Below are 26,162 nucleotides of genomic sequence, written 5' to 3'. Positions count from 1 at the left end.
TCCGAGGCCTTGGCAGAAGTGTGCCGTTTTCCCTTCGCCTGTTCTTCCGCTCCGTACCGCTTCGCCAGCCCTCTCCGCCGCAATTCCCGTCGACCCGGAAAGCGTAGGCCGCAGTGCAGAATAGCCGTTCCCGAAAGGGAGCCACGTTCGGCTTCTCCAGGGATACGCTGCGAACCACCGGAACCGTCACACCAACAGCCGCGTCCACTCCATCGAGCCTTCGCTAAGACGTGCTGACAGACCGACATGCGAGTGATCCGGTCGAGCACGGAGTCACTCGTCGAGCCGTTCCATAACAGATCGACGTCCAGGATCGGAGTCCCGTGCCTCCCGAACTGCCCCCCGTGATCAAGACCGTGCTCGACCAGTCCTCGCGCGTGCTCAGGACGTATGCCGTCGATCCCGGTCTCATTCCGGAGCACGCGAACGGAGAAAGACGGATCACCCAGGGCGGATACGGCGACCGGCAGCTCTTCGAACTCGTGCAGAACGCGGCGGATGAAATTGCCGCCGAGCCCGGCGGCCGCGTCCACGTCGTTCTGACGGACACCCATCTCTACTGTGCCAACGAGGGCACCCCCGTCACCCCCGAAGGGGCCGAGACGATTCTCCGTATGAGCATGTCGCGCAAGCGCGGCGGCCAGATCGGACGGTTCGGCGTGGGCGTGAAGTCCGTGCTCGTCGTCACCGACACCCCTCAGTTCTTCAGCAGCAGCGGCTCTTTCGGCTTCGACCGCGAATGGGCCCAGGGTCAGATCCGTTCCCTTTCCGAGGTCAGGGCCCGTCTCGGCGAGGAATTCGAAACTCCGGTGCTGCGCATGGCCCGCCCGCTGGACGAGGCCGCCGAGCGCGCCGCCGATCCCGTGCTCGACGAACTCCTCGGCTGGGCCACCACAGTGGTGCGCCTGCCGCTGCTCAACGGAGCCGCCGATCGACTCGGCCAGGACATGCACGGAGGGCCCTCGACCGGCAGCAGGGAAGAGTTCCCCGTCGGGTTCCAGCTCTTCTCACCGCATGTCGCCACGGTCGTCCTTGAGGACCGCCGTCCGCGTCCCGTCGTACGACGGACCCTCACGGTGGAGCGTGACCGAGAGCTCCACACCGTCCGGGAGGAGCGGACCGGCCGCCCTTCCTCCATCAATCGTTGGAGGGTGTTCAGGCTCACGCACCAGCCGACCGCCGCGGCGCGCACCGACGCGGGGGAGCTGCACGACCGAATCTCGCTAGACATCTCATGGGCCGTGCGCGAGTACGAGAGGGACCCGAACACCGGACTCATGACGGCCCCCAAGGGGCGCGGGCTCTTCTGGTCGTTCTTCCCGACCAAGTACGAAATGACACTGGGCGGAATCCTCAACGGAGCTTGGAAGACCAACGAGGACCGACAGAACCTGCTGGACTCCTCCCCGTTCAACCAGGAGATGATCCGGGTCGCCGCCCGTCTGGTGGTCGAGTCGCTGCCCGAGCTGGCCCCCGCCGAGGATCCGGCCGCATACCTTCCGCTCCTTCCCGGACGAGACCGTGGTTCGGAGACGGTCAGTTGGGCCGACCGCTACCTCACCGAACAGATCTGGGAGGCCACCACCCACCGCCCGTCGCTGCCGGACCAGGACGGGCAGCTGCGTGTGCCCCGCGACCTCAGCATCCACCCCTCGCTCGGCAAGGACAACAAGTCGCTGGTCCGATGGCTGACGATGTGGCATTCGTACCCGGGCCGGCCGAAGAACTGGCTGCATCCGTCCGTGGAGGCCACCGACACACGCTCCGGCAAGGTGGGACACATCCTCAAGGCGGCCAAGCGTGAGCGTGCGACCTTGCGGGAGTGGTTGGAGGCCCTGGTGGCCGACGGCACCGTCGAGGCGTCAGCCACCGCCGTTCGCATCGTCGCGGACATGATCCAGTCGTCCTCGCCCCTCGCGGACGAGGCACGCACCGCGCGGATCGTACTGACCGAGGAACACGGCATGGTGGCTCCCGTCGTCGGCAAGGTGTTCCGCCGCACCGATCAGGACGGGCTGCGCGAGTCCCTCGTCTACATCGACAGCGGCCTGTCCGACGACCCCTCGCTCGCGAGCGCCCTCACCGTGCTCGGCATCCGCGAGGCCGACGTCCGAGGCCGTTTCGTCAGCGTCCTGGAGCAGGGATTCACCTCGTACGGCCCGCAGGAGTGGGCCCGGTTCTGGGAGCTGCTCCACCTGGCCGGCAGCGGGAATCTGTCGCACGAGGTGATCCGGTCGGTGCCAGATCCGCTTTCAGCTCTGCACGTTCGCACCTCGGACGGGCGCTTTCACCCGATGCGCGACTGTCTGCTGCCCGGCCCGGTCGTAACGGCGGAGTCGGATCCCGCGGTCACCGTCGACGCTCGGTTCCACTCGGACGACATGGCCTTCTTTCGCGAGGTGGGGCTGCGCGACAGGCCCACGGGAGGGCATCGGCCCGAGGACGAGCCGTGGTTCGAGCAGTACCGCGAGGCCGCGCACAAGCAGTACTGCGCGACCCTGCCCGACCGGGCGTCCCGTCCCACACTCGCCCGGATCAAGCTCGAGGGCGCGGCGATCGGTGGGCCGTTGCACCTGCTGCCCGAACTCTCGGAGGAAGCGCGGGCCAACTTCCTCAAGGCGCTGCCGGACGACGCCCTCGTCGACAACTGGACGTTGCAGGTCGGGGCGTTGGTCAGCACCCGCCGGATCGTCGCCTCGCCGATGCGCTGGATGCTCAAGCGGCATGGTCTCGTCCCAACCTCACAGGGGATCCGCCCGCTCTCCGAGGCGGTCGGACCCCAGCTCGCTGCATACAGCGACGTGCTGCCCGTCGCGGAGATCAGCGTCGAGAAGGCCCGGAAGCTTCGGCTCGCCGCGAGCGTCGAAGAGGTGCCGGACGCCTTCTGGGACCAGCTCCAGGACAAGCTCCAGCGCAGCGAGGACGACGTCTTCGTCGGCAACACGTACGTGCTGCTGACGCGTCTGGAGGTGGCCTTCCCCGAGGACACGCTCACCCGGTGCCGCATCGGTGACGAGTGGGGCACGCGCCCGGACGGCGAGATCGCCGTCGCCTCATCGCAGGAGGAGTACCGGGCCCTGCGCGCCGAGCGGCTGCCCGCCCTGCTGACCGCGTCGGCCGATGACGCCGCGCTGCTCATCAAGCAGTGGGGCATGCTGGCGTACGCCGATGTCATCAGTCGCGAGATCCGATACGAGCCGGCGGGCGAGGCGGTCCCGCTCAAGGAGGCGTACCCCACCCTTCGCCAGCTGCGCGGTGCGCAGGTGGACCGATACACCCTTCAGCGGTGCAAGGTTCTCGAAGAGGTGACGCGGACCCCCAACGGGATGCGGCCGAGAACGTTGAACAGCAGCCTGCAGGGTTCGATGGTCCTGGTGCTCGAGCCGGCCACGCCTCTCGAGGCTCTGCTGTCCGTCGACAAAGAACTCCACTGGCGCATGGGCGAGTCCGGTTGCCGACAGGTCCTGGAGGCGCAGCAGCGTCAGGAGCAGGACCAGAAGGTCAAGAACGCGCTCAAGGCCGTGCGCGAGGCAGACGACGTGGTGGCCAAGCTGTTGTTGCTGCTGGGCGCCGAGGCCCTGCGCGACCGTCTGCCGGTCGGCCTGATGGACGGTGAGCGCGCGGAGAACGGCGGATCCGAACCGGACGGCCATCGCATCGCGCAGATGGCGTTCAACGCGCACGGGGACGGCATTCTCCAGGTGCATGCCCGTGACTTGCAGAACCTCTACCCGAGCCACGCTCCGACGTCGTTCACCGGGGCATCCACGGCGGTGGCGTTCGTGGCTGACCTCCGCTTCCCGAGCGCCTTCGCCGGATTCAGGGCACCGTCGTTGGAACCGCGCATCGACGTGGACGGTCCTCGGCGCTTCCCCCGTCTCCACGACTACCAGGAGCGGCTGGCCGCCAACGTGTTCACGATGCTCGACCGCATCGTCCCCCAGCGCGGCATGCTGTCCCTGCCCACCGGCGCGGGCAAGACGCGCGTCACGGCCGAAGCTGTCATCCGTTGGGTGAAGCAGGTGGGGCAGCTCGACGGGCCGATCCTGTGGATCGCCCAGACTGAGGAGTTGTGCGAGCAGGCGGTGCAGAGCTGGAAGTTCGTCTGGGAGAAGGTGGGTGCCGAGACATCGCTCGCCATCAACCGACTGTGGTCCTCGAACGAGGCGGCACCCGTCACGGACCGACCGCAGCTGGTCGTCGCCACGGACGCCAAGCTCGAGCAGCCGAACTGCCTCGCCGCCGACGCCTACGCCTGGCTGCGCAAGGCCTCTCTGGTCATCGTCGACGAGGCACACACAGCCATCACGCCCCGCTACACCAAAATCCTGGAGCTTCTGGGCCTGACTCCTTCCCGTACCGACCGACATCTCCTCGGACTCACCGCGACACCGTTCCGCAACACCAACCAGGACGAGACGCGGCGTTTGATCAACCGCTTCGGCGGCCGGCGTCTGGACGAAGGCGTCTTCCCGGACGGCGACGCGTACGGCGCGTTGCAGCGGCTCGGCATGCTGGCACAGGTCGAGCACCGCCTCCTGCAGGGCGGCACGATCACCCTGACCCGTGAGGAGAAGCAGCGGGCCGAACAGCTGAGCCTGCTGTCCAGGGCTGCCGAGCAGCGGTTGGCCGACGACCACGACCGCAACGCCCGTATCCTCGCCGAGATCTCGGACATGCCGGACAACTGGCCGGTGCTGGTCTTCGCGACCTCCGTCGACCACGCCAAGTACTTGGCGGCGAGGCTCCGCGACCGCGGGATCACCGCGTCCGCGGTCGACTCCACCACCTCGACCAACGACCGGCGGCGACGCATCGACGACTTCCGCGCGGGCCGCATCCGCGTCCTCACCAACTACGGCGTCCTCACCCAGGGCTTCGACGCCCCCGCCACCCGGGCCGTGGTCGTCGCCCGCCCCGTGTACAGCCCCAACGTCTACCAGCAGATGATCGGGCGCGGCCTGCGCGGCCCCCTCAACGGCGGCGAGGAGACCTGCCTGATCCTCAACGTCAAGGACAACATCAAGAATTTCGACACCGCCCTGGCCTTCACCCAGTTCGAGCACCTGTGGAGCAGCAAGTGACCGACCACTATGGCGACAGTCCTCCGCTCACCGAGGAGCAGCGGGCCGTCGTCGGCCTCCCCTGGGACACCCGCCTGCTCGTCACGGCGGGAGCCGGCTCCGGCAAGACCCATACAGTGGTCCGGCGGCTCGACGCCCTGGTGGGGCACGAGGATCCCCAGGAAGCGCTGGAGGCGGGCGAGATCCTCGTCCTGAGCTTCTCCCGCGCCGCCGTGCGTGAGCTGCGGGACAGGATCGCCCGACACGGCGACCGGGCACGCAAAGTGCGCGTACAGACCTTCGACGCGTGGGTCTACCAGTTGCTCGCATCGGCCTACCCGGACGAGGAATGGACGGCCCGCAGTTTCGACGATCGCGTCCGCGCGGCCACGGATGCGATCATGCAGGGCGCGGTGGAAGCGAGCGAACTCGGCGCTCCCTCGCATGTGGTGATCGACGAGGCGCAGGATCTGGTGGGAGACCGTCGGGACCTTGTGGAGACCCTCCTCGATCGCTTCCAGCGTTCCTGCGGATTCACCGTGGTCGGCGACTCCGCCCAGGGCATCTACGGCTTCCAGATCGAGGACCCTTCCGAGCGAGCCGGGGAGACGGACAGGTTCTTCGCCTGGCTGAGAACGTCTTACGACGATCTCGTCGAGCTGCACCTGACCGAGAACTTCCGGGCGAAGAGCCCCGAGGCACGCACCGCGATCGCTCTCGGTCCCCGACTGCAGAACCTGGCCGCCTCCTCCAACGGCCAGGAGGCTGCGGCGGCGGCGCTCCACGCCGAGCTGCGCGACCGGCTGCTCGACCTGCCGGGCCTCGGTGACCTGGCCGACGAGTTCACGCTGAAGACGTTGAAGGCCTACCCCGACACCTGCGCGATCCTGACCCGTGACAACCGTCAGGCGCTTGCTGTCTCCGAACTCCTCCATGAACACGGGGTGGAGCACGCGCTGAAGCGTTCGCTGCGTGACCGACCCGTGCCGTACTGGGTCGCCGAACTGCTGCGCCGCGCCGAGTCGTCGACACTCACGGAGAGCCGATTCCTGGAACTGCTCGAGGGCATCCCACTGCCCGCGGGCGTGGATCCGCAGCGGTGCTGGCGCTCGTTGCGTGCCTCGACCCGGCGCACCGGGCGTGGCTTCGTGGACGTGGCCGCCGTAGGGCGTCTGGTGGCCGAGGGACGGTTCCCCGACGAGCTGGCCGACCCGGAGACAGCCCGGTTGATCGTCTCGACGGTGCACCGGGCCAAGGGCCTGGAGTACAACCGGGTGCTGCTGCCGGCGCCTCCCTCCATCGCCGAGCTGCGCAAGGAGCACCAGGACCTCGATGTACCGGCCGAGGCACGGGCTCTCTACGTCGCAATGACCCGGGCCCGCGAGGATCTGTACCACGTGACCGGCCCCGACACCTCTCGCATACGGCGCCACCGTCCCACCGGGCGCTGGTACCTGGGTGGTTGGAAGAAGCACCAGCGCTACGGCATCCAGGTCCTGCCGGGAGACGTCCACCGCGAGCAGCCTCCCGGTTCGCACGACTCGGACCTGTCCGCCGTGGAGACGCAGGCCTATCTGATCGGGCAGGTCCGTCCGGGTGACGCGGTGACACTTCGGATGCGCCATGCGCTCCCCGTGGGCCCCGACCAGAGCCCGCCGTACGACCTGGTCCACCGCGACCGGGTCGTCGGCGAGGCCTCTGAGCGCTTCCGCCGGGACCTGTACGCGGTGGAGACGGTCTCGCGTTCATGGGACGTCACCTGGCCCGCGGAGATCGTCGGTCTGCGGGTCGACACGCTGGAGACGGTCGCGGGCAGCACGGCGGCTGGCGCCAACGCGGGGCTCGGCGGCAACGGGGTGTGGATTGCCCCTCGGATCACCGGAATCGGAAGGCATCGGCGCGGCGGACGCGCAGGGGAGGAAATGGGATGACGCACGCGACCAGCCCGCACGCCGAGCACTACCGGGTTCGCGAGGGACTGGTGGCCCGGCTGCGCCGCGAGCTTCTCGGACCGGACGTCGAGGCGGGGGACGACCCGGTCGAGGTCCTCACCCAGGACGCGCCGATCACCCGCTACCCGATCGGTGTGCTGTTCCCCCGGGCCGCCGACGCCGAGGCCCGCCAGCGGCAGGTGGAGGACGCCTCCGAGCAGGAGGGCCTGGATGAGGCCCCTCTGGTGGGCAACGACAGCTCCGAGGACACCGGCGCTTCCTTCGAACCGCCCGTGTCGGGCGACCGGCGCCCGTCGACCATGGGCCTCACCTTCGCCGTCGCGCCCGAGATCAGCTCCGAGATCGTGGTCTCCGCGCGAGCCGCCGTGTACGTCCCCGTGGACGCCGAGGGCCGGACGGTGGCGGCCCGGCGTGCTGAGGCCAGGACCACGGTCGATCAGCGCGAGCACTGGCGACGTCGGGAGCTGGAGCTTCCGGACACGCCGGTCGACGTCACGCGGCCCGCGGTTCGGGAGGAGGATCTCGTCCCCGGCGAGGTGAAACTGCACATCCTCGTCCGACCGGCGGACGCGTCGTCCGGCACGGTCACCGTCACGGTGACGCTGATCAACGCACAGGTCGTGGGCGAGCGGGAGCTCCAGGACGCGTTCGCCCTGTTCCAGCCCGGTCTCCGGATCCGGGCGGCCAACGGCGCGTCCGCCTTTGTCGAGCGCTCCCCCGCCGTGTCCGCCGCCGATCCGGAGCTGGCCGCGAGCCGCCTGCTGTACCGCCATGCCCCCACCTTCGCGGTGGGTCACGGCTGCTCCGCCCACTGGGACTGGACGCCCCCGCCGGTCGGTCTGACCGACATAGAGCGTGCCGCGATCAGCGAGATCCGCTCCGAGTTCCTGCCCACGCACGAGGTGCTGCTGACCGACTCCAATCCGGAGATCGACAGCTCGGCGCTCGGCATGCTAGGCCTCGCCGAGAAGCCCGATGCCGAGATTCTCGCCGCATTGCACGGACTGGCCCTCGGTTACGAACAGTGGATCCAGGCCAAGTCCTCGGAGGCCGCCGCTCTGGCCGGAACCCCCCACGAGGACGCCGCACACGACCAGCTCGACGCCTGCCGCGAGGCCCTCGGTCGCATGCGTGAGGGCATCCGGATCCTGGCGAAGAAGCCGGATGTCATGGAGGCCTTCCGCCTGGCCAACCGGGCGATGGCGGAGCAGCGTGCGCGCAGCGCCTGGGTGAAGGGCGGCCGTCACGGCGCGCCTGACCTGTCGGTCCAGCGCTGGCGACCGTTCCAGATCGCGTTCATGCTCCTGTGCCTTGGCGGGATCAACGACCCGAAGCATCCCGACCGCAGGATCTCCGACCTGCTGTGGTTCCCCACCGGTGGTGGAAAGACCGAGGCCTACCTCGGGCTGATCGCCTTCACCACGTTCCTGCGCCGACTGCGCCGGGGCGCCGCCGGCGGCGGCGTGACCGTGCTCATGCGGTACACCCTGCGCCTGCTCACCCTCCAACAGTTCGAGCGCGCCACGATTCTCATCTGTGCGATGGAGTCCATGCGCCGGGCGGCCCCCGAACGTCTGGGCCACGAGGGCATCTCCATCGGCATGTGGGTCGGCAAGTCGGCCACGCCCAACGACCTGAAGACCGCCGCGGGAAAGCTGCTGAAACTCCGCGGAGGGCAGAGCCTGCAGACGGAGAACCCCGTGCAGCTCCACGCCTGCCCCTGGTGCGGGACGGCACTGGACGCCCACAACTACACGGTGGACGAGGACGACGTCCGCATGGACGTCCGCTGCCCCGGCCCTGACTGCGACTTCGCCTCTGGCCTGCCCGTGCACCTCGTGGACCAGACCGTCTACAGGGCCCGTCCCACCGTCGTCATCGCCACGGTCGACAAGTTCGCCTCCATGCCGTGGCGCAAGGAGACGGCCGCGCTCTTCAACCGGGACCGCGTCGGCGACGAGACGCCGCCGCCCGAGCTGATCGTGCAGGACGAGCTCCACCTGATCTCCGGGCCGTTGGGCACGCTGACCGGGCTGTACGAAACGGCCGTCGACGCCCTTGCCGGCCGCCCGAAGGTGATCGCCTCCACCGCGACCATCCGTCGCGCGTGGGAGCAGGGACGCAACCTCTTCGACCGGGACGTACGCCAGTTCCCGCCGGCCGGTCTGGACGCGCGGGACTCCTGGTTCGCCGTGGAGACCGACCGCAGGATCAAGGCCAGTCGCCGCTATGTCGGCCTGCTCGCCCCCGGCACCAGCCAGTCCACCCTCCTCATCCGCACGTACGCGGCCCTCCTGCACCAGGCCATGTGCGCGGAGACGAGCGACGAGGTCCGGGACGCGTACTGGACGCTGGTCGGCTACTTCAACAGCCTCCGCCTGCTGTCGGCCGCCGAACTCCAGGTGAACGACGACGTCGAGGACTACCTGCGGCTGCTCGCCGAACGGGACGGCACCGGCGTGCGCGTCTCCAACCGCTACTCGGAGCTGACGAGCCGGGTGGACGCGAGTCTCATCCCCGCCCGACTCAAGGAGATCGAGAAGCGGTACCCGGATCCCGATGTCCGCGACGTCCTCCTGGCCACCAACATGATCGCCGTCGGCGTCGACGTGGACCGCCTCGGCCTGATGGCGGTGATGGGCCAGCCCCAGACCACAGCCGAGTACATCCAGGCCACCAGCCGCGTGGGCCGTGCCCATCCGGGCCTGGTGGCCGTGATGCTCAACGCCGCCCGGGCCCGGGACCGGTCGCACTACGAGAGCTTCCTGCACTTTCACTCCGCGCTCTACCGCGAGGTGGAGTCGACGTCCGTCACGCCGTTCTCCGCCCGGTCCCGCGACCGCGGGCTGCACGCCGTGATCGTGGCCCTGGCCCGCATCCTCATCCCCGAGGCCAGGGAGAATGACGCCGCCGGCCGAATCGACACGTATCTGGATCGCTTGTACACGGACATCAAGCCGCTGCTGACGGACCGCGTCCTCCAGGTGGCGGACGAGGAGTTGCAGGACAGCTCCGACGCGTTCGACGAGTTCGTCGAATGGTGGGAGGAGATGGCGAGGGGGCATGGCGGACTGCTGTACGAACCTGTGCGCGGCAACCACACCCCGGCCCTGCTCAAGCCGTACGACGACGAGTCCGACGGCAACGACGCCTGGTCCACCCTGTGGAGTCTGCGTGACGTCGACGCCGAATCCGCTCTCTTCCTGGAGGCTTCCCGATGACCCCGCCCCGCGAGCGTCGCCGCCGTCGCAACGACGGCGACTCGGCCGCACCCCGCCTCTCCCTCCCCCGACGCGGGTCGGTCCGCCGCTCCCAGATGATCACCACCTACGGGGTCGGAGCCCTCATCGCCGTCGACAACGAGTCGTTTATCGTCTCGGGCATCGACGACGCGTACCAGAGCTGGTCCCTCGACGAGGCACCGATCATCCACGAGCACCGTCTCGCCCGAGTCCTGGGCGTGAGCCACTTCCGGCTGCCTCCGGCCTCCGAGGACACGAGCACGGACGGAGTGCGCGTGCGGCGGTTCCCGCTGTGGCACTCCTGCCCGAAATGCCAGTCGCTCCAGCATGTGCGCGGCTTCAACCCGCCCCCGGGCAAGAACGTGTGCACGGACTGCGACGACGAGCCGCTCGTGCCGTCCCGGTTCGTCGTCGCCTGCGAGGACGGCCACCTCGACGACTTCCCCTACTGGAAGTGGCTGCACCGCAAGAACCGCGAGGAAGGCGCCACCGGGCACTGCGGCGGCGAGATGAGCATGCGGTTCTCCGGCCAGAGCGCCTCGCTCCGCTCCGTCCTCATCTCTTGCACATGCGGTGCGCCGGAGGTGTCCATGGAGGGCGCCTTCCGCCGCTCGGCCCTGTCCGACCTCGGGGTGCGCTGCGAGGGCAGGCGGCCGTGGCTCAAGGACGCGCCTGCCGAGTTCTGCACTCAGGCGCCCCGTACGCTCCAGCGCGGTTCGTCGTCGGTCTGGCAGCCAGTGTTGAAGTCCGCCCTGTCCATCCCGCCATGGAGCGACGGTACGGCGGACAAGTTGGCGGATCACTGGGAGGCTCTGCGTTCTCTCTCCTCCCGCGAGAAGATCGAGATCTACCTCATGGGTGCGTTCCGTGGCGACGACTCGATCTCGGTCGACACCGTCATGGCTCTGCTGGAGGCCGAACAAACGGAGGACCCGGTCGAGGCGGGCGACCTCGACGCGGGCACGGCGAACCGCTACCAGGCGCTGCGCCGGCAGGAGTACGAGCGGCTGTGCGCCGGCAACGCTCTGCGGGACAAGGGGCGCGACGAACAGTTCGTGTGCGAACCACCGGCCACGGACCCAACCGTGCTCACTCCGTTCGCCGTGGACAGGCCCATGTTGGTCAGGCGGCTGCGCGAGGTACGGGCGCTCAAGGCGTTCACCCGCATCGCGGACCCGGAGTCCGGTACCGAGGGCCACGAGGCGGCCCTGTCCCTCAAGCCGACCGACTGGCTCCCGGCCATGGAGGTGCACGGCGAGGGCGTCTTCGTACGCCTCGACAAGAGCCGGCTCGACGACTGGGCGCGGTCGGTCCGGGTGGCGGCCCGGGTGGAGCGCATGCGTACCAACCACGATCGCATACTGAAGGAGCGGGCCACCGACCCCGCGGAGGCTCCACCATCGCCGGCGACGCCCCGCATGGTGCTGCTGCACACTCTGGCGCACGTGCTGATCAACGAGTGGAGCCTGGACGCCGGTTACCCGGCCTCCGCCCTCCGCGAGCGCCTGTACTCGGACGCTGGCATGGCCGGGCTCCTCGTCTACACGGCGACGAGCGACTCCGCCGGCAGCCTCGGTGGACTGGTGGCCCAGGGCAAGCCCGACCGTCTCGCCGAGGCACTCCGCTCGGCGTTGCAGCGCGCCACCTGGTGCTCGGCCGACCCACTGTGCGTCGAGGCACGGTCCGCGGGTGCCAACCTGGCCGCGTGCCACGCCTGCGCGATGCTCCCCGAGACAAGCTGTGAGCACAACAACATCCTGCTCGACCGGGCGTTGCTCGTCGGCACACCAGACGAACCTCAGCTGGGATTCTTCGCGCACATGCTGGGCGTCTGATCCGCGGTCTCCCGCAAGGGGACCAGGCACTTGGTGAGAGAGCGGGGGACAGCGGTCGCTGCTCCCCGCCTGCCACGTCTCACATCGGCTCTGGAGCCCTCACTTCGCCTCGTACACCGGCCGAGTAGGCCGCAAGCGTCAGACCCCGCTCGCCGAACTACACGACCACCGCGACTGGTACGGCTATAACGCTGGTCGCTTCGGCCAGGGGCGTACGTCCTGTCTCGAGGCTCTCACGGCCGCGCAGCTCGTCGGTGACTCGATGCTTCAGATCTCCGTATTGGAGACGCTCGTGCTCCTCGCCCTTAAGGCGCAGCGGAGCTGGGAGGCTGCCGGAGCCGTCGAGAATGCTCACCGCCTCGCGACGCGCGCCGGGGCGGGCCATACGGTCCACTTGGTGATCGCGCTGCGAGAAGCCAACGTGGCTACGCGCCTCGGGGACTTGTCCGGAGCTCGCCGGGCCCTGAGTCGGGCTGTGCATCATCTAGGACGGGCGGACTCGGACTGCGAAGTCCTCAAATGGGCAGCTTTCGTCGGGCCGTTCGAGATCGACTATGCCACCGCCGATATGTATGTGCAGGCCCGACAACCAAAGCGAGCCGTGCCCTTCCTGCGAGCCGCCGTACGTGGCTTCGGAGGTGATCTGGCCCGAAACAGCGCCTCGTACCGAGCGAAGCTCGCAGCCGTTCTTCTCGATGCGGGAGAAGTGGAAGAAGCATGCGCTGAGATGAGCGCGGTGCTGGAGGTTTGCATCGGAATCCGCTCCCCCAAGTTGCTGGGCCGGATCCTAGAGTTTCAGCGAATGGTGATGAAGATCGACAGCGCTGAAGCGCGCGAATGCGGGGACCGCATTGGAGAGTCAGTGAGTGAGGGCTTGGCATGACGCAGCAAGAGATCGTCACCCTGGAACGAACGCCTGGACGGGGAGGCCGCTCTCCAAGCAGATGACGCCTTCACCCTCGTCTATGCGGAAGCGTTCGCTGAGCCTCCGTATCGGGAGACTGACGGGGACGTCACAGCGACGTTCCGGCGCTTTCGCTCGCAAGTGCGGAAGCCGGAATTTGCCGCCGCCCTTGCCCGTACGGAGCATGGTGAGACGGTCGGTATGGCGTACGGCTATCCGCTGCCGCCGAACACCGGTTGGTGGGATGAATTGACGGAACCCGTGGCGGACGAGATACGGCGGGAGGACGGTCGGCGCACATTCGGTCTGATGGAGTTGGCCGTCCGTGAACCTTGGCGCCGGCAAGGGATCGCTCGATGCCTGCACGAGACATTGCTCCGAGGTGTGACGGCCGAGCGGGTGCTCCTGAATGTCCATCCGGAGAGTGCCGCTGCATCGGCCGCGTATCGGTCCTGGGGATACCGGAAGATCGGTGAGGCCCGGCCTTGGCAAGGCGCGGATCTTCATGACGTCATGCTGCTTGAGCTGCGCTGAGTGGAAGCAGGTCCTTGCCGAGTTCGGCTATGGCGTCTGCAAGAACTCCGCGACCGCCCCATACAGAAGCCCCGGCTGATCCAAGTGAACGTCGTGCCCCGCGTCCGGGATCGTCGCCAACTGGGTGTCGGAGCGGCGGGTTTTATCCTTCTGGACTCTCGCTCAGGGATTGTGCCGTTCTCGCCGCGTACGGCCAGAGTTGGGCAGGTGATCCGGGACCACTGGTGCCAGTAGGAGTGGGTGGCCAGTTCGGTGACCGCCTCGGTCATTCTGGTGGGGTCGAAGCGGGGGTGCCAGCCGTCCTCCCGCTGCTCCAGGCCTCTCGCCCAGGCCTCGTGGCCCAGGAAGGTCTCCGCTTCCGTGAGGGAGGGGAAGGGGCGGGCCAGGAGTTCAGCCAGGTGGTGATCTGGGTGGGGAGGGTGGGGTTGGGGCCGCCCGGGCCCGCCTCGATGAGGATGAGGGAACTGACCGAGTCGGGGTGGGCGGCGGCCGTCAGGAGGGCGGTGTGGCCGCCCAGGGACTGGCCGATGAGGGTGGCGGGGGCCAGGGAGAGGTGGTTCAGGAGGGTCACCGCGTCGGAGACGCACGCCGAGCGGGTCATCGTCGGCGGGCGGCGGGTGCTGGCGCCGTGGCCTCTCGCGTCGTAGGCGATCACCTCGTGGCCGGCCTGGAGGAGGTGTTCCGTCAGGGCGTCCCATTCGGCCATGGGGCCTGCCAGGCCGTGGAGGAGGAGTACCGGGGGCTGGGCGGGGGCGCGTCTCGTGGGGCTGTGCACGCGGTAGGCGAGGCGGGTGCCGTCGGGTGTGGTCAGGTGGTCGTGGCGCATGGGTCCCCCTGGTGTGTCCCCCGTGTGTGCTATGGCCATTTTGTTGCCGGAGGTGTGGGGTCCGCCACTGTCGGAGGCGCCGGGGGCTGGTGGACTCCGGGGATGTTGCTGCTCGGGCTGCTGTTGCTCGTCGTCTGTGTGATCGCCGTGGTCGGGTTTCTCGGGTATGGCGGGCAGACACTCGCCGGCGGGGGGCCGGGGCGGGAGAGCGGCCTTTCGGGGGTGTTGCGCGGGGGTGCCGCGTTGGCCGCCGCTGTGGCCTTCGCGGTGTACGGCTGGGGGTTGCTGGGGCTGGCCGGTGCCCTCATGGACGTGGAGGACGGGGGGACCGGCTCCGCGCCGGTGCGGCCCTGTCGGGCGTCCGGGTGGGAGGAGGGTGCGGGGGTCGTCGGGTACGACGTGACCTGGGTCCCGCTGGCGTTCGTGTGTGAGACCGGTGACGGGGGGAGTTACGGGAGCGGTGACGTGCCGGCGTATGTCAATCCACTCGTCTTCCTGTTCGGGGTCGCCGCTGCCGGGGGCGCCCTCTCCTCCGCGTACGTCGGGGAGGCGCGCGCCCGGCGGCGGCGACCGCGCTGACTACGCCGCCCTGATCAGTTCCGGTACGCCGAACAGGAGGGCGTAGCCCGGCGGGAGTTCGGTGAGGATCCGGGTCAGCAGGGGCTCGCCGATCCTGTGCCGCAGGACGCTGAGGACCGAGCTGACGTCCCAGCGGGCCGTCGCGGGGGTCGCGCCCTCGATGCGGGTGGCCACCGAGTCCACGAACTCCGCGGCGGTCAGGGGACGGGTCGCCGGGATCTGCGAGGCGATCACCTGGGCCGCCTCGGTGGGCAGGGCTCGGGCCAGGTCCACCCGCTCGTCACCGGTGACGTGCCCGCCCAGCGCGGAGAGGACGATGCGGGTGATGCGTTCCGCTTCCGCCTTCGTGGCGTACTGCCCCGCTTCCCGCACCGCGTCGATCAGCTCCGGCCAGCCGTCCGTGCCCGCCTCGGGCAGCGGGGCGGTGGTCCGGTCCTCCGTCGTCGTCACGGTCATCGTTTCCTGTCTCCTCCAGTCCACAGAGTCCCCAGTCCACAGGGGTGACCGCCCCGCGGGCCACGGCCCTGCCCTCCGGGCCCGCGGGGGTGTTGTTCTCCTCGGTCCGTGTCTCCGTGCGGCCGGCCGCGCACCGCACCGCCGCTCGGATACCCAGCTCTCAGCCGTTCAGCACTCCTGTGCCGCACGACTGTTCAGCCGTTCAGCCACTCAGCTGCTCAGCCGTTCAGCCGTCGGCTGTCGGCTGTCGGCTGTCGGCTGTCGAGCCGTCAGCTGTCGGGCTGTCAGCTGTTGAGCTGCTTGCGGTCGCCGCTGCCACCGCTGATCTGGATACGGCGCGGCTTGGCCACCTCGGCCACCGGGATGCGCAGCGTCAGCACACCGGCGTCGTACGAGGCGTCGATGCGGTCCGTGTCGAGGGTGTCGCCGAGGAAGAGCTGGCGGGTGAAGGTGCCCGTGGGGCGCTCGGCGACGAGCACTTCCGCGTCCTCGGGGGCGGGGGAGGTGCGCTCGGCGCGGACGTTCAGGACGTTGCGCTCGACGTCCAGCTCGATCGACTCCGGGTCGACGCCGGGGAGGTCGAAGTGGACGACGAAGTCGTCCCCGGCCCGGTACGCGTCCATCGGCATGGCGGCCGGACGCGCTGCCGTGCTGAAGACCTGCTGCGCGAGGCGGTCCAGCTCGCGGAACGGGTCCGTGCGCATGAGCATCACAGGTCACTCCTCTCTTCAGGCGCTGTCCTTGTGCGATGCCCTACGCGTTTTTATATAACTCCGGAGAGGAAACTTGACAAGGTCTGACTCAGGTTCCGTTTCCGCCCTGACCTCGGAGTTGCCGCCGCACTCCGGGTCCCGCCGCACTCCGGGCGCCCCCGCACCTCAACCCCGGCTCCCTACGCCGGCTCCCCCTCCCCCGACCTGAACGCCCTCCGGTACCCCTGCGGGCTCGTCCCCACCACTCTGCGGAAGCGTTCCCGGAAGGCCGTCGGGGAGCCGAAGCCCGCCTGGGCCGCGATCCGCTCCACCGGGTGGGCCGTCGTCTCCAGCAGGTACTGCGCCCTGCGCACCCGCGCCCGGTGCAGCCACTGCAGCGGTGTCGTCCCCGTCTGCTCGCGGAAACGGCGGTTCAGCGTCCGCGTGCTCATGCCGGCCCGCGCCGCGATGTCCTCCAGGGACAGCTCCTTCTCGCAGTTGTCCTCCAGCCACCTCAGCAGCGGCTCGAACCTCGCGCCGGAGGGCGCCGGCGGCGGATCGTGGACGATGAACTGGGCCTGGCCGCCCTCCCGTTCCAGCGGCATCACGGACATCCGGGCGGCGTGCGCGGCGACCGCCGAGCCGTGGTCCTTGCGGATCATGTGCAGGCACATGTCGAGGGCCGCCGCCGCGCCCGCCGAGGTGAGGAACTGGCCGTTGTCGACGTAGAGCACGTTCGGGTCGACAGTCACCTGCGGGTAGCGCGCGGCCAGGTCGGGCGCCGCGATCCAGTGCGTGGTCGCGCGCAGACCGTCCAGCAGGCCCGTCGCCGCGAACAGGAACGCGCCGACACAGACGGACGCGATCCGCGTCCCCTGGTCCGCCGCGGCGCGCAGCGCCTCCGCGACGCCCGGCGGCAGCGGGTCCGGCGGGTCCTCTACGCCCGGCAGGATGATCGTGTCCGCTTCGGCCAGCGCGTCCAGCCCGTACGGCGCCCGCACGGTGAACGCGCCCGCGGCCACCTCCTCCCGGTCCGAGCAGACCCGCACCCGGTACGCCTCCCGCCCGTCCGGCAGCCGCGCCCAGCCGAAGGCGTCGATCGGGGCGGAGAGGTCGAAGGGGATCACCCGGTCCAGGGCCAGTACGGCGACGGTGTGCATGGCGAGAGCGTAGGGCTACGACGGGTTGTCGCCAACCGTCGTCACCAGGGAGGAGGCCGGCGGTGGGCTGTCGGCTCCCGCTGGCGAGAATCCGTTGAACCCTGGCACTATCGCCACTTCTGCGCGATCACCCGTGCCGCCTACCGTCACCGGCGTGACCAAGTTCCTCCTCACCGTCCACGTCCTGGCCGCGATCGTCGCGATCGGGCCCGTCACCGTCGCCGCCAGCATGTTCCCGCCCGCGGCGCGGCGCGCCCTGGCCTCGCCCGGTGATCCGCGGGCCGCCGAGACCGTACGGCTGCTGCACCGCATCTGCCGGGTCTACGCCGTGCTGGGCGTCGTCGTCCCCGTCTTCGGGTTCGCCACCGCGAGCAGCATGGGTGTCCTCGGCGACACCTGGCTGATCGTGTCGATCGCGCTGACCGCGCTCGCCGCGCTGGTCCTCGTCGCCCTGGTGCTGCCCCGGCAGAGCGCCCTGCTCGAGGCCGCTGACGGCGGCGGCGAGAGTGACGGCGAGGGTAGCGAGGGTGACGGCGAGGGTAACGAGGGTGACGGCGAGGGCGGTGGCGAGGGTGGTGGCGGCGGGCCGAGGGCGGCGACCGTACGGCTCGCCATGGTCACCGGGGTGTTCAACCTGCTGTGGGCGGCCGTCACCGTCCTGATGATCGTCCGCCCGGGGTCCACGACCGGCGCCTGACCTCCCGGGAAGGCGGCGCTACGGCGTCGCCGTCCCCGTCCGCACCGACGGAGCCGTCTCCTCCCCCGCCTTCTCCGCCGCCGCCGACAGCGGCCGTGCGATGTCCTCCAGGGAGCGGCGTTCCGCCTTGACCGCCAGGAACGCCGCCACCAGCCCGGCCGCGCACATCAGCGACGCGCCGATCCGGAAGGCGAGGACCGTGTCGCCGACGACGCCGGACTCGGTCAGGTCGGCGAAGAGCAGCGGGCCGCTGATGCCGCCGGCGGCGGTGCCGAGGGCGTAGAAGAAGGCGATGGCCATGGCGCGGGTCTCCATGGGGAAGATCTCGGAGACCGTGAGGTACGCGCTGGACGCGCCCGCGGAGGCGAAGAACAGCACCACGCACCAGCAGGCGGTCATCGTGGTCGCGGTCAGGGAGCCGCGGTCGAAGAGCCAGGCGGTGCCGAACAGCAGCAGGCCGGAGACGAGGTAGGTGCCGGAGATCATGATCCGGCGGCCGACCGTGTCGAAGAGCTTGCCGAGCACCAGCGGGCCGAGGAAGTTGCCGGCCGCGATGACGGCGAAGTAGTAGCCGGTGTGGCCGGTCGGCACGTCGAAGAAGGTGATGAGGATGGCGCCGAAGCCGAAGGTGATCGCGTTGTAGAGGAACGCCTGGCCGATGAAGAGGGACAGGCCGAGGACGGCGCGGCGCGGGTAGGTGCCGAAGACCGTCCTGGCGATCATGCCGAAGCCGATGGCCTTGCGCTGGTGGATGGTGATCTCGCCGGCCGGCGGCGGCAGCGGCTCACCCTTCTCCTGCTCGATCTCGCGTTCGACCGAGGAGACCAGCGCCTCGGCGTCCTCGCCCTGGCCGTGGATGAACTGCCAGCGCGGGCTCTCCGGGACGTGCCGCCGGACCAGCAGGATGACCAGGCCCAGGACCACGCCGAGGGCGAAGCTGAGCCGCCAGCCGAGGTCCTTGGGGAAGATCGCGGTGTCCAGCATCACGATCGACAGCAGCGAGCCGCCGACCGCGCCCAGCCAGTAGCTGCCGTTGATGATGAGGTCGACGCGGCCTCGGTACTGCGACGGGATCAGCTCGTCGATCGCGGAGTTGATCGCCGCGTACTCGCCGCCGATGCCGAAGCCGGTGAGGAACCGGAAGAGGAAGAACCACCAGGTCTCGAAGGACACCGCGGTCAGCGCGGTCGCCGCGAGATAGACGGCGAGCGTCACCATGAACAGCTTCTTGCGGCCGTAGCGGTCGGTCAGCCAGCCGAAGAACAGCGCGCCCGAGCAGGCGCCGGCCACGTAGAGCGCGGCGGCCATGCCGGTGACCTGGGCGGACGTGATGTCCAGGCCGCTGCCTTCCTCGGCGATACGGCCGGCCACGTTGCCGACGATGGTGACTTCCAGGCCGTCCAGGATCCAGACGGTGCCGAGCCCGATGACGATCATCCAGTGCCAGCGTGACCAGGGAAGTCTGTCCAGGCGGGCGGGGACTGCGGTGGTGACGGTACCGGCGGACACGGGCTCCTCCTCGTCGAGACAGCCGACTCACGGCACTGTCACGACCAGGCGAAACGGCCGCGACAGTGTCGGCCGAGTGCCCCGCGCGGGCGGCTTTCACGCCTCCCTCACATCCACGCGCCTCCGTCGCCGGCCGCCCCGGCCGCCCTCTCCCGCGCCCCCAGCGCCTTGACACGCCAGCACGCCCCGTCTCGCGCCCTCACACGCCCCGTCCGCGCCCTCACGCCCCCAGCACCCGCGACACCGTATAGATCAGCAGCCCCGCCAGGGAGCCCACCACCGTGCCGTTGATCCGGATGAACTGCAGGTCGCGGCCGATGTGCGCCTCGATCTTGCGGGTCGTGTGCTCGGCGTCCCAACTGGCCACCGTGTCGGTGATCAGGGAGGTGATCTCCGCGCGGTAGGTGGTCACGACGTGCACCGCCGCGCCCTCCACCCAGCCGTCGACCTTGCCCTGCGTCTTCGGGTCCACGGCCAGCCGGGCGCCGAGCGCCAGCAGCGAGGCCCGCACCCGCAGCCGCAGCTCGCTGCGCTCGTCCTCCGCCGCCGAGACGATCATGGACCGTACGGCCGTCCAGGCGGACGCGATCAGGTCCTGCACCTCGCCCCGGCCCAGCACCTCGCCCTTCAGCCGCTCCACCCGCGCCCGCGTGTCGGTGTCGGACTGGAGGTCGGAGGCGAAGTCGGTGAGGAAGCGGTCGAGGGCGCCGCGCGCCGGATGGGAGGGCATGTCGCGCATCTCGGCGCAGAAGCGCAGCAGCTCCTTGTAGACCCGCTCGCCGACCTTGCGGTCCACGAACCGCGGGGTCCAGCCGGGGGCGCCGCCCTGGACGGCGTCCATCACGTCGTCGCCGTGCAGCACCAGCCAGTCGTGCGCCCGGGTCACGATCAGGTCGACGACCCGCTTGTGGCCGCCGTCGGCGACGACCTTCTCCAGCATCTTGCCGATGCCCGGCCCGATCTCCTGGACCTCGGCGCGCCGGGTGATCGCCTCCCCGACCACCGCCTGGACGTCGGAGTCGCGCAGCACGGTCAGCGCGCCGCGCAGGGCGGTCGCCAGCTCGGCGGTGACCCGGTCGGCGTTGGCGGGTTCGGCGAGCCAGGCGCCGAGCCGGCTGCCGATGCCGACGGCGCGCAGCCGCTGCCGTACGACGTCCTCGGAGAGGAAGTTCTCGCCGACGAACTCGCCGAGGGAGACGCCCAGCTGGTCCTTCTTGTTCGGGATGATCGCGGTGTGCGGGATGGGCAGGCCGAGGGGATGGCGGAAGAGGGCGGTGACGGCGAACCAGTCGGCGAGCGCGCCGACCATGCCGGCCTCGGCGGCGGCCGCGACATAGCCCGCCCAGGCGCCGGCGCCGTGGTGGGCGGCGACCTCCGCGAGGACGTAGACCAGCGCGACGAACAGCAGCAGGCCGGTCGCGGTGAGCTTCATCCGGCGTACGCCGCGCTGCTTCTCCTCGTCGGCGGCGCTGAAGGTGGTCATGGCGCGGGCGGCGGAGGCGGGGACGCGACCGCCGGGCGCCGCCGCCTGCCGCGACGTGTCGGTTTCTTCCGATTTCGTCAGATCCATCCACTCCACCCGTTCCCGATACCCCGCTATGACATTGTCCCTTCCTGACCGACTCCTGGAACGGAACAGGAGTTCCCGGCGTCTGTCCGGTCGGGGAAGCACACGCGTGAACGCCGATGGCCCAAAGGGGGGTCCCGTTCAACTTCCCTTCGCCGCATGACGCATCATGAGGTGATCACATCGGAGCCTCGGCGGCTCCGCGCGCCCGAGGAGACCCACACCCGCATGACCAAGCGTCACGGTTATGCCCTGCTGGCCGCGATCAGTGCCCTGATCGTGGCCGTTTCGACCGCCCTGTACGTCGGCGTCGCCGCCGACGACGGCTCGGCCCGGCAGACCGTCACCGCGGGGCGCGCCCCGCGCAACTCCGCCGCACCCGCCTCCACCGGCACCTGGGTCGGCTCCTGGGCGGCGTCCCCGGCGGCGGCCGAGCCGGGCACGGAGACGACGGGGCTGGCCAACCGGTCGGTGCGCAACGTCGTCCACGCGAGCGTCGGCGGTACGAGTGCCCGCATCACGCTGTCCAATCTCTACGGCCAGCGCCCGCTGACCATCACCCACGCCTCCCTCGCCCTCGCCGCCGGTGACTCCACCGCGGCGGCCGTGCCGGAGACGATGCGCCGGCTGACGTTCAGCGGCGACACGACGGTCGTCGTCCCGGCCGGCGGGCAGGTGACGAGCGACGCCGTCCGCATCCGCGTCCCGCACGGCAGCGACGTCCTGGTCACCACCTACTCCCCCACCTCCTCCGGCCCGGTCACCTACCACCCGCACGCCCGGCAGATCTCCTACGCCGCCGAGGGCGACGTCACCGAGGACGTCACCGGCGCCGCGTACACGGAGGAGGTCGAGTACTGGCGCTATCTGACCGCGCTGGACGTGCTGAGCAACGAGTCCGACGGCACCGTCGTCGTCCTCGGCGACTCCCTGACCGACGGCATCACCTCCACCGAGAACGCCAACCGCCGCTGGACGGACGTCCTCTCGCGGCGGATCCGCGAGGCCCTCGCGGCCGGGCAGGACGTGCCCCGCTACAGCGTCGTCAACCAGGGCATCAGCGGCAACCGCGTCCTCGACGACGGCCTGGGCCGCCCCGCGGACAACCCCAGCGGCCTCAACCGCTTCGCCCGCGACGTCCTCGGCCAGACGAACGTCAAGGTCGTCGTGATCGACCTCGGCGTCAACGACATCCTGCGCAACCGGGAGCTCGCCGACCCCGACAAGATCCTCGACGGTCTGCGCACCCTGGTCCGCCAGGCGCACGCCCGCGGCATCAAGGTCGTCGGCGCCACCCTCATGCCGTTCCACGGCCACCGCGGCTACACCGACGCGCGCGAGGCCGTCCGCCAGGAGATCAACGCCGCGATCCGCTCCGGGGCGGTCTACGACGCGGTGGCCGACTTCGACGAGGCCCTGCGCGACCCGTACGATCCGCGCCGGCTGCGCCCCGAGTACGACTCGGGCGACCACCTCCACCCGAGCGACCTGGGCTACCAGCGGATGGCGGACTCCTTCGACCTGGAGAGCCTGAAGGGCGCGGCACCGGCCCGGCTGTAGGTCCGTAGGGCCGCAGAGCCGTAGGCCCGTAGAGCTACAGGGCTACAGGGCTACAGGGCTCTGGGGAGGCCCCGGGCCCGGATCAGTCCTCCAGCTCCCGGCCGCCGTGCGGATTCCCACCGTGCAGGCCCCGCCGCCGGCGCCCGGACCGGCTCGCCCTGCGCTCCACGCCCACCCCGCCCCAGAAGGCGAACCCGGAGACGACCACGCGGGGTGCGCCGGGATCCCCCGGCACGCCGTCCTCGCTGTGGTCGAAGCCGCCCATGATCCCGATGCCGCGCACCACGACCTCCACGCCGGGCGGCACGACGATGTTCACCCCGCCCATGATCGCCCAGCAGTCGATCTGCACCTCGGGCGCCGCGAAGTCCGCCTCGCGCAGATCCAGCTCCCCGCCGCCCCAGAAGGAGAAGCAGGTGAAGCGGCGCGGAACCGTCCAGCGTCCCTTGCGCTGAAAGGCGGACATCACCGCGACGGCGCCGCGCGAGGTGCCCTCACCGCCGACGATCCGGGGCGCCCACTCCCCGGCGGGCGCCGGCTCCTTCCCGAGCGGCACGGGCGGCGCGGCGACCTGGCCGACCGGCAGATCGCGGGTGAGGGGCGCCAGCTCCCCGTAGGTCCGCGCCCGGTACGTGGCGTCCAGTCGCTCCTCGAACTCCGCCATGTCCAGCCGCCCCTCCGCGAGGGCGTCCCGCAGGACCTCGGCGACTCGTTCCCGATCGGCGTCGGAGGCGCGCAGCTCCGGAGCATCGTCCGTCATGTCCAGAAGCCTACGGACTCCCGGTCCGGCGCACTACGCGTTCGCCCGCTCCTCGTACATGCGCGCGATGACGGCCTCGATGTCGGGTTCCCGCACCGACAGGTCGACCAGCGGGTACTCCGCCGCGATCCGCGCCACCAGCGGCGCCGCCGACTGCGTGGCCGGGAAGGCCAGCCACTGCCGCGGTCCGTCCACCCGCACCACGCGCGCGGGCGGCGCGTCGATCGGCGGAAGCTCCCGCTCCAGGTCCACGACCAGGGTGCGCTCGCTCTCGCCCGCCTCGTGCAGCCCGGTGAGCGGACCGTCGTACATCAGCCGGCCGTGGTCGATGACCATCACGCGCGAGCACAGCTGCTCGATGTCCTGGAGGTCGTGGGTGGTGAGCAGGACCGTCGTGCCGCGCTCGGTGTTCAGCTCCCGCAGGAACCGGCGCACCTTCGCCTTGGACACCACGTCGAGGCCGATCGTCGGCTCGTCCAGGTACAGCACCTCGGGGTCGTGCAGCAGCGCCGCCGCGATGTCGCCGCGCATCCGCTGGCCCAGGGAGAGCTGCCGTACCGGCACGTCCAGCAGGTCGGCCAGTTCCAGGAGTTCGACGCACCGGTCCAGGTTGTGCCGGTAGCGGGCGTCGGGGATGCGGTACATGCGGTGCATCAGCCGGTAGGAGTCGATCAGCGGCAGGTCCCACCACAGCGTCGTGCGCTGCCCGAACACCACCCCGATCCGGTGCGCGAGCCGGGAGCGCTCGCGGGAGGGGTCGATGCCCGCGACCCGCAGCCGGCCGCCGCTCGGCGTGAGGATGCCGGTCAGCATCTTGATCGTGGTCGACTTGCCGGCGCCGTTCGGCCCGATGTACCCGACCATCTCGCCGCGCGGCACGGTGAAGGAGATCGAGTCGACCGCCCGCACCTGCCGCCGCTCCCGCCTGAGGAACCCGGTCCTCTTCCGCACCTCGAACACCTTCTCGACGCGGTCCACCTCGATGAAGGCGCCGTCCCCGCCGTTCCCGCCGTCCCCGGTCATGTCTCAGCTCCCCGTGCTCCGATACGTCCGCAGTCCCGCCCGCCAGGCCAGTCCCGCCAGCGCCCCGCACCCCACCGCCACCAGCGGCGGGGTGAACGCCGCCCACTGCGGCAGCCCCAGCGGATACGGCCGGCCCAGCACGTACGCGGCGGGCAGCCAGTTGACGAAGGCCAGCGGCAGGACGAACGTCACGCCGCGCACCAGCTCCTGCCCGAAGATCGTCGGCGGGTACTGCAGCAGCGTGGTGCCGCCGTAGGTGAAGGCGTTCTGCGCCTCCGACGCGTCCTGCGCCACGAACTGGAACGCCGCGCCCGCCACGAACACCGCGCCGAAGATCCCCGCCCCGCTGACCAGCATCACCGGCATCAGCAGCAGCTTCGCCGCGGTCCAGTCGATGTCGACCGTCCACAGGGCGTACGTCAGCACCAGGGCGCCCTGCGTGACCCGGCCGAGGCGGCGCAGCCCGAACCGGTCGGCGGCGACCTGGGCGAGCACCGGCGCGGGCCGCACCAGCAGCGTGTCCAGGGTGCCGTCGCGCACCCGGCGGCCCAGCTTGTCCATGGAGCCGATCGCCAGGTCGGCCAGGCCGAAGGAGACGCTGGACAGGCCGTACAGGAAGGCGACCTCGGGCAACGGGTAGCCGCCGAGCGCGTCCACCCGGGAGAACATCAGCAGGATCGCCACGAAGTCCAGCGCGGTCGCCGCGAAGTTCCCGAACGTGGTCATGACGAAGGAGGCCCGGTAGGCCATCGTGGAGCGGATCCACATCGCGGTGATCAGCCGGTAGGCACGCAGGCCGGCCACGAGCCCGGACCCGTCGTGCGCGAGCCTGCTCCCGCCGAGGGCCCCGCCCTCGTCGCTTCCGGGCGCACCCCCGCCTCCGTCGCTTCCGGGCTCGCCCCCGCCGAAGACCCCGCCCCCGTCGCTTCCGGGCGCGCCTCCGCCGAAGACCCCGCCCCCAGCCCCGCCGGAAACCGCTCCCCCGTCCCTGACCGGGCGCTCACCCACCCTGCACCACCACCCGCCGCGTCGCCGCCGACTGCACCAGCCGGCCCAGCGCCAGCAGCGCCACCGCCCACGCCGCCTGGAAGGCGAACGTGGGCAGCGGGTCCGCCGTGCCCAGCAGCACGTCCGCGGGCGCCTGCAGGAGGGAGGACCAGGGCAGCGCCCGTACGACCTCCCCCAGCTCCCCCGGGAAGACGTTCAGCGGCAGCAGCATCCCCGAGCAGAAGAACCCGGCGAGCCACGACATCTGCACCACACCCGTGCCGTCGATCAGCCAGAACGCGCTCAGCGCCACCAGGTAGCGGATGCCGAACCCGACCACGACCCCCAGCACCACCGCCACCAGGAACGCCGCCCACCTGAGCGGCTCCGACGGCAGCGCGACCTCGAAGAACACCGCCCCGAACGCGAACGGCACCACCCCGCGCCCCAGCAGCTGGAACCCGGCCCGCCCCAGGTCCGAGGCCAGCCACCACAGCTGCAGATCGGCCGGGCGGTACAGGTCGATGGCGACATCACCCGTACGGATGCGCTCCATCAGCTCGTCCTCGAACCCGCCGCCCCCGATCGCGGCCGCCGCGAGCAGCGCCTGCCCCAGCCACACGTAGGTGACGGCCTGCGCCTGGTCGTAGCCGCCGAGCCGCGGTCTCTCGTCCCACAGCGCGAGGTAGGTGTAGACGAGAATGAGCCCGAAGACGGTGTTCGCGAAGACCCCGGCGGCCGTGGCCGCCCGATACGTCGCGTACCGTCGGAAAGCCCCAGCAGCGACGGCGCCGTACAACCGTCCCGCACCCACAC

19 protein-coding genes are annotated in these 26,162 nt (G+C 70.4%); 9 read left to right on the top strand and 10 right to left on the bottom strand.

Annotation, left to right across the window (positions count from 1 at the left end; genetic code table 11):
- Positions 1–620 precede the first annotated feature (620 nt).
- The 6 genes from AB0K92_RS26500 (at position 621) to AB0K92_RS26475 (ending at position 13,530) form a co-directional block, all read left to right on the top strand.
- Positions 621–5,084 carry a DEAD/DEAH box helicase family protein gene (locus AB0K92_RS26500; protein ID WP_365926808.1) on the top strand — a complete coding sequence of 1,488 codons (4,464 nt, stop codon included), beginning with the start codon at positions 621–623 and terminating at the stop codon, positions 5,082–5,084.
- Positions 5,081–6,994 (top strand): UvrD-helicase domain-containing protein, encoded by a 1,914-nt coding sequence (locus tag AB0K92_RS26495; protein ID WP_365926795.1) that lies wholly within the window; start codon positions 5,081–5,083, stop codon positions 6,992–6,994. Before AB0K92_RS26500 ends, AB0K92_RS26495 begins: the two co-directional genes overlap by 4 nt.
- Positions 6,991–10,236, top strand: coding sequence for a helicase-related protein (locus AB0K92_RS26490; protein ID WP_365926793.1), 3,246 nt, complete (start codon positions 6,991–6,993; stop codon positions 10,234–10,236). The genes AB0K92_RS26495 and AB0K92_RS26490 overlap by 4 nt, the downstream gene beginning before the upstream one ends.
- On the top strand, positions 10,233–12,092 hold the full coding sequence (locus AB0K92_RS26485) for a DUF1998 domain-containing protein (protein WP_365926791.1): 1,860 nt from the start codon (positions 10,233–10,235) through the stop codon (positions 12,090–12,092). Before AB0K92_RS26490 ends, AB0K92_RS26485 begins: the two co-directional genes overlap by 4 nt.
- A gap of 262 nt (positions 12,093–12,354) precedes the next feature.
- The gene (locus tag AB0K92_RS26480; protein ID WP_365926789.1) at positions 12,355–12,975 is read left to right on the top strand and encodes a hypothetical protein; all 621 of its coding nucleotides are present in this window, start codon (positions 12,355–12,357) and stop codon (positions 12,973–12,975) included.
- A gap of 33 nt (positions 12,976–13,008) precedes the next feature.
- Positions 13,009–13,530 carry a GNAT family N-acetyltransferase gene (locus tag AB0K92_RS26475; protein ID WP_365926806.1) on the top strand — a complete coding sequence of 174 codons (522 nt, stop codon included), beginning with the start codon at positions 13,009–13,011 and terminating at the stop codon, positions 13,528–13,530.
- A gap of 265 nt (positions 13,531–13,795) precedes the next feature.
- On the opposite strand, the gene AB0K92_RS26470 is transcribed toward AB0K92_RS26475, so the two are convergent.
- A complete protein-coding gene (locus AB0K92_RS26470; RefSeq protein ID WP_365926787.1) occupies positions 13,796–14,356 on the bottom strand; it encodes an alpha/beta fold hydrolase in 561 nt (186 codons plus the stop codon).
- 102 nt (positions 14,357–14,458) lie between these two features.
- On the opposite strand from AB0K92_RS26470, the gene AB0K92_RS26465 reads away from it, so the two are divergent.
- Positions 14,459–14,935 (top strand): hypothetical protein, encoded by a 477-nt coding sequence (locus tag AB0K92_RS26465; protein ID WP_365926785.1) that lies wholly within the window; start codon positions 14,459–14,461, stop codon positions 14,933–14,935.
- On the opposite strand, the gene AB0K92_RS26460 is transcribed toward AB0K92_RS26465, so the two are convergent.
- The 3 genes from AB0K92_RS26460 to AB0K92_RS26450 all read right to left on the bottom strand — a co-directional run bounded on the left by AB0K92_RS26460 (position 14,936) and on the right by AB0K92_RS26450 (position 17,243).
- A complete protein-coding gene (locus tag AB0K92_RS26460) occupies positions 14,936–15,391 on the bottom strand; it encodes a DUF2267 domain-containing protein (protein ID WP_365926783.1) in 456 nt (151 codons plus the stop codon).
- A gap of 284 nt (positions 15,392–15,675) precedes the next feature.
- Positions 15,676–16,101, bottom strand: a complete 426-nt coding sequence (locus AB0K92_RS26455) for an Hsp20/alpha crystallin family protein (RefSeq protein ID WP_365926781.1) — start codon at positions 16,099–16,101, stop codon at positions 15,676–15,678.
- Between the two features lie 182 nt (positions 16,102–16,283).
- On the bottom strand, positions 16,284–17,243 hold the full coding sequence (locus AB0K92_RS26450; RefSeq protein WP_365926779.1) for a helix-turn-helix domain-containing protein: 960 nt from the start codon (positions 17,241–17,243) through the stop codon (positions 16,284–16,286).
- Between the two features lie 154 nt (positions 17,244–17,397).
- Here AB0K92_RS26450 and AB0K92_RS26445 point away from each other — a divergent pair, with 154 nt between their 5' ends.
- Positions 17,398–17,940: a DUF2269 family protein gene (locus AB0K92_RS26445; protein WP_365926777.1), complete on the top strand. Its 543-nt coding sequence runs from the start codon at positions 17,398–17,400 to the stop codon at positions 17,938–17,940.
- Between the two features lie 18 nt (positions 17,941–17,958).
- On the opposite strand, the gene AB0K92_RS26440 is transcribed toward AB0K92_RS26445, so the two are convergent.
- Both AB0K92_RS26440 and AB0K92_RS26435 read right to left on the bottom strand, forming a co-directional pair.
- Positions 17,959–19,449: an MFS transporter gene (locus tag AB0K92_RS26440; protein WP_365926775.1), complete on the bottom strand. Its 1,491-nt coding sequence runs from the start codon at positions 19,447–19,449 to the stop codon at positions 17,959–17,961.
- A 220-nt stretch (positions 19,450–19,669) separates the two neighbouring features.
- The gene (locus tag AB0K92_RS26435; protein ID WP_365926805.1) at positions 19,670–20,932 is read right to left on the bottom strand and encodes a DUF445 domain-containing protein; all 1,263 of its coding nucleotides are present in this window, start codon (positions 20,930–20,932) and stop codon (positions 19,670–19,672) included.
- A 312-nt stretch (positions 20,933–21,244) separates the two neighbouring features.
- Between AB0K92_RS26435 and AB0K92_RS26430 the strand changes: the two genes are divergently transcribed.
- Positions 21,245–22,576, top strand: a complete 1,332-nt coding sequence (locus AB0K92_RS26430) for an SGNH/GDSL hydrolase family protein (protein WP_365926773.1) — start codon at positions 21,245–21,247, stop codon at positions 22,574–22,576.
- Positions 22,577–22,658: 82 nt separating this feature from the next.
- Here AB0K92_RS26430 and AB0K92_RS26425 read toward each other — a convergent pair whose 3' ends face one another.
- From AB0K92_RS26425 to AB0K92_RS26410, 4 genes are all read right to left on the bottom strand, one after another.
- Positions 22,659–23,336: a DUF1707 domain-containing protein gene (locus AB0K92_RS26425; RefSeq protein WP_365926771.1), complete on the bottom strand. Its 678-nt coding sequence runs from the start codon at positions 23,334–23,336 to the stop codon at positions 22,659–22,661.
- 33 nt (positions 23,337–23,369) lie between these two features.
- Positions 23,370–24,359: an ATP-binding cassette domain-containing protein gene (locus AB0K92_RS26420; RefSeq protein WP_365926769.1), complete on the bottom strand. Its 990-nt coding sequence runs from the start codon at positions 24,357–24,359 to the stop codon at positions 23,370–23,372.
- Between the two features lie 3 nt (positions 24,360–24,362).
- Complete coding sequence (locus AB0K92_RS26415; RefSeq protein WP_365926767.1) at positions 24,363–25,163, bottom strand: ABC transporter permease; 801 nt, start codon at positions 25,161–25,163, stop codon at positions 24,363–24,365.
- A 196-nt stretch (positions 25,164–25,359) separates the two neighbouring features.
- Positions 25,360–26,160 (bottom strand): ABC-2 family transporter protein, encoded by an 801-nt coding sequence (locus AB0K92_RS26410; RefSeq protein ID WP_365926765.1) that lies wholly within the window; start codon positions 26,158–26,160, stop codon positions 25,360–25,362.
- Positions 26,161–26,162: the final 2 nt, after the last annotated feature.

Origin of the sequence: Streptomyces sp. NPDC052687, from assembly GCF_040678395.1 — a bacterium.
Taxonomy (GTDB): domain Bacteria; phylum Actinomycetota; class Actinomycetes; order Streptomycetales; family Streptomycetaceae; genus Streptomyces.
Note: the sequence above shows the minus strand (reverse complement) of the source record. Positions and strands in the feature narration are given on the sequence as shown.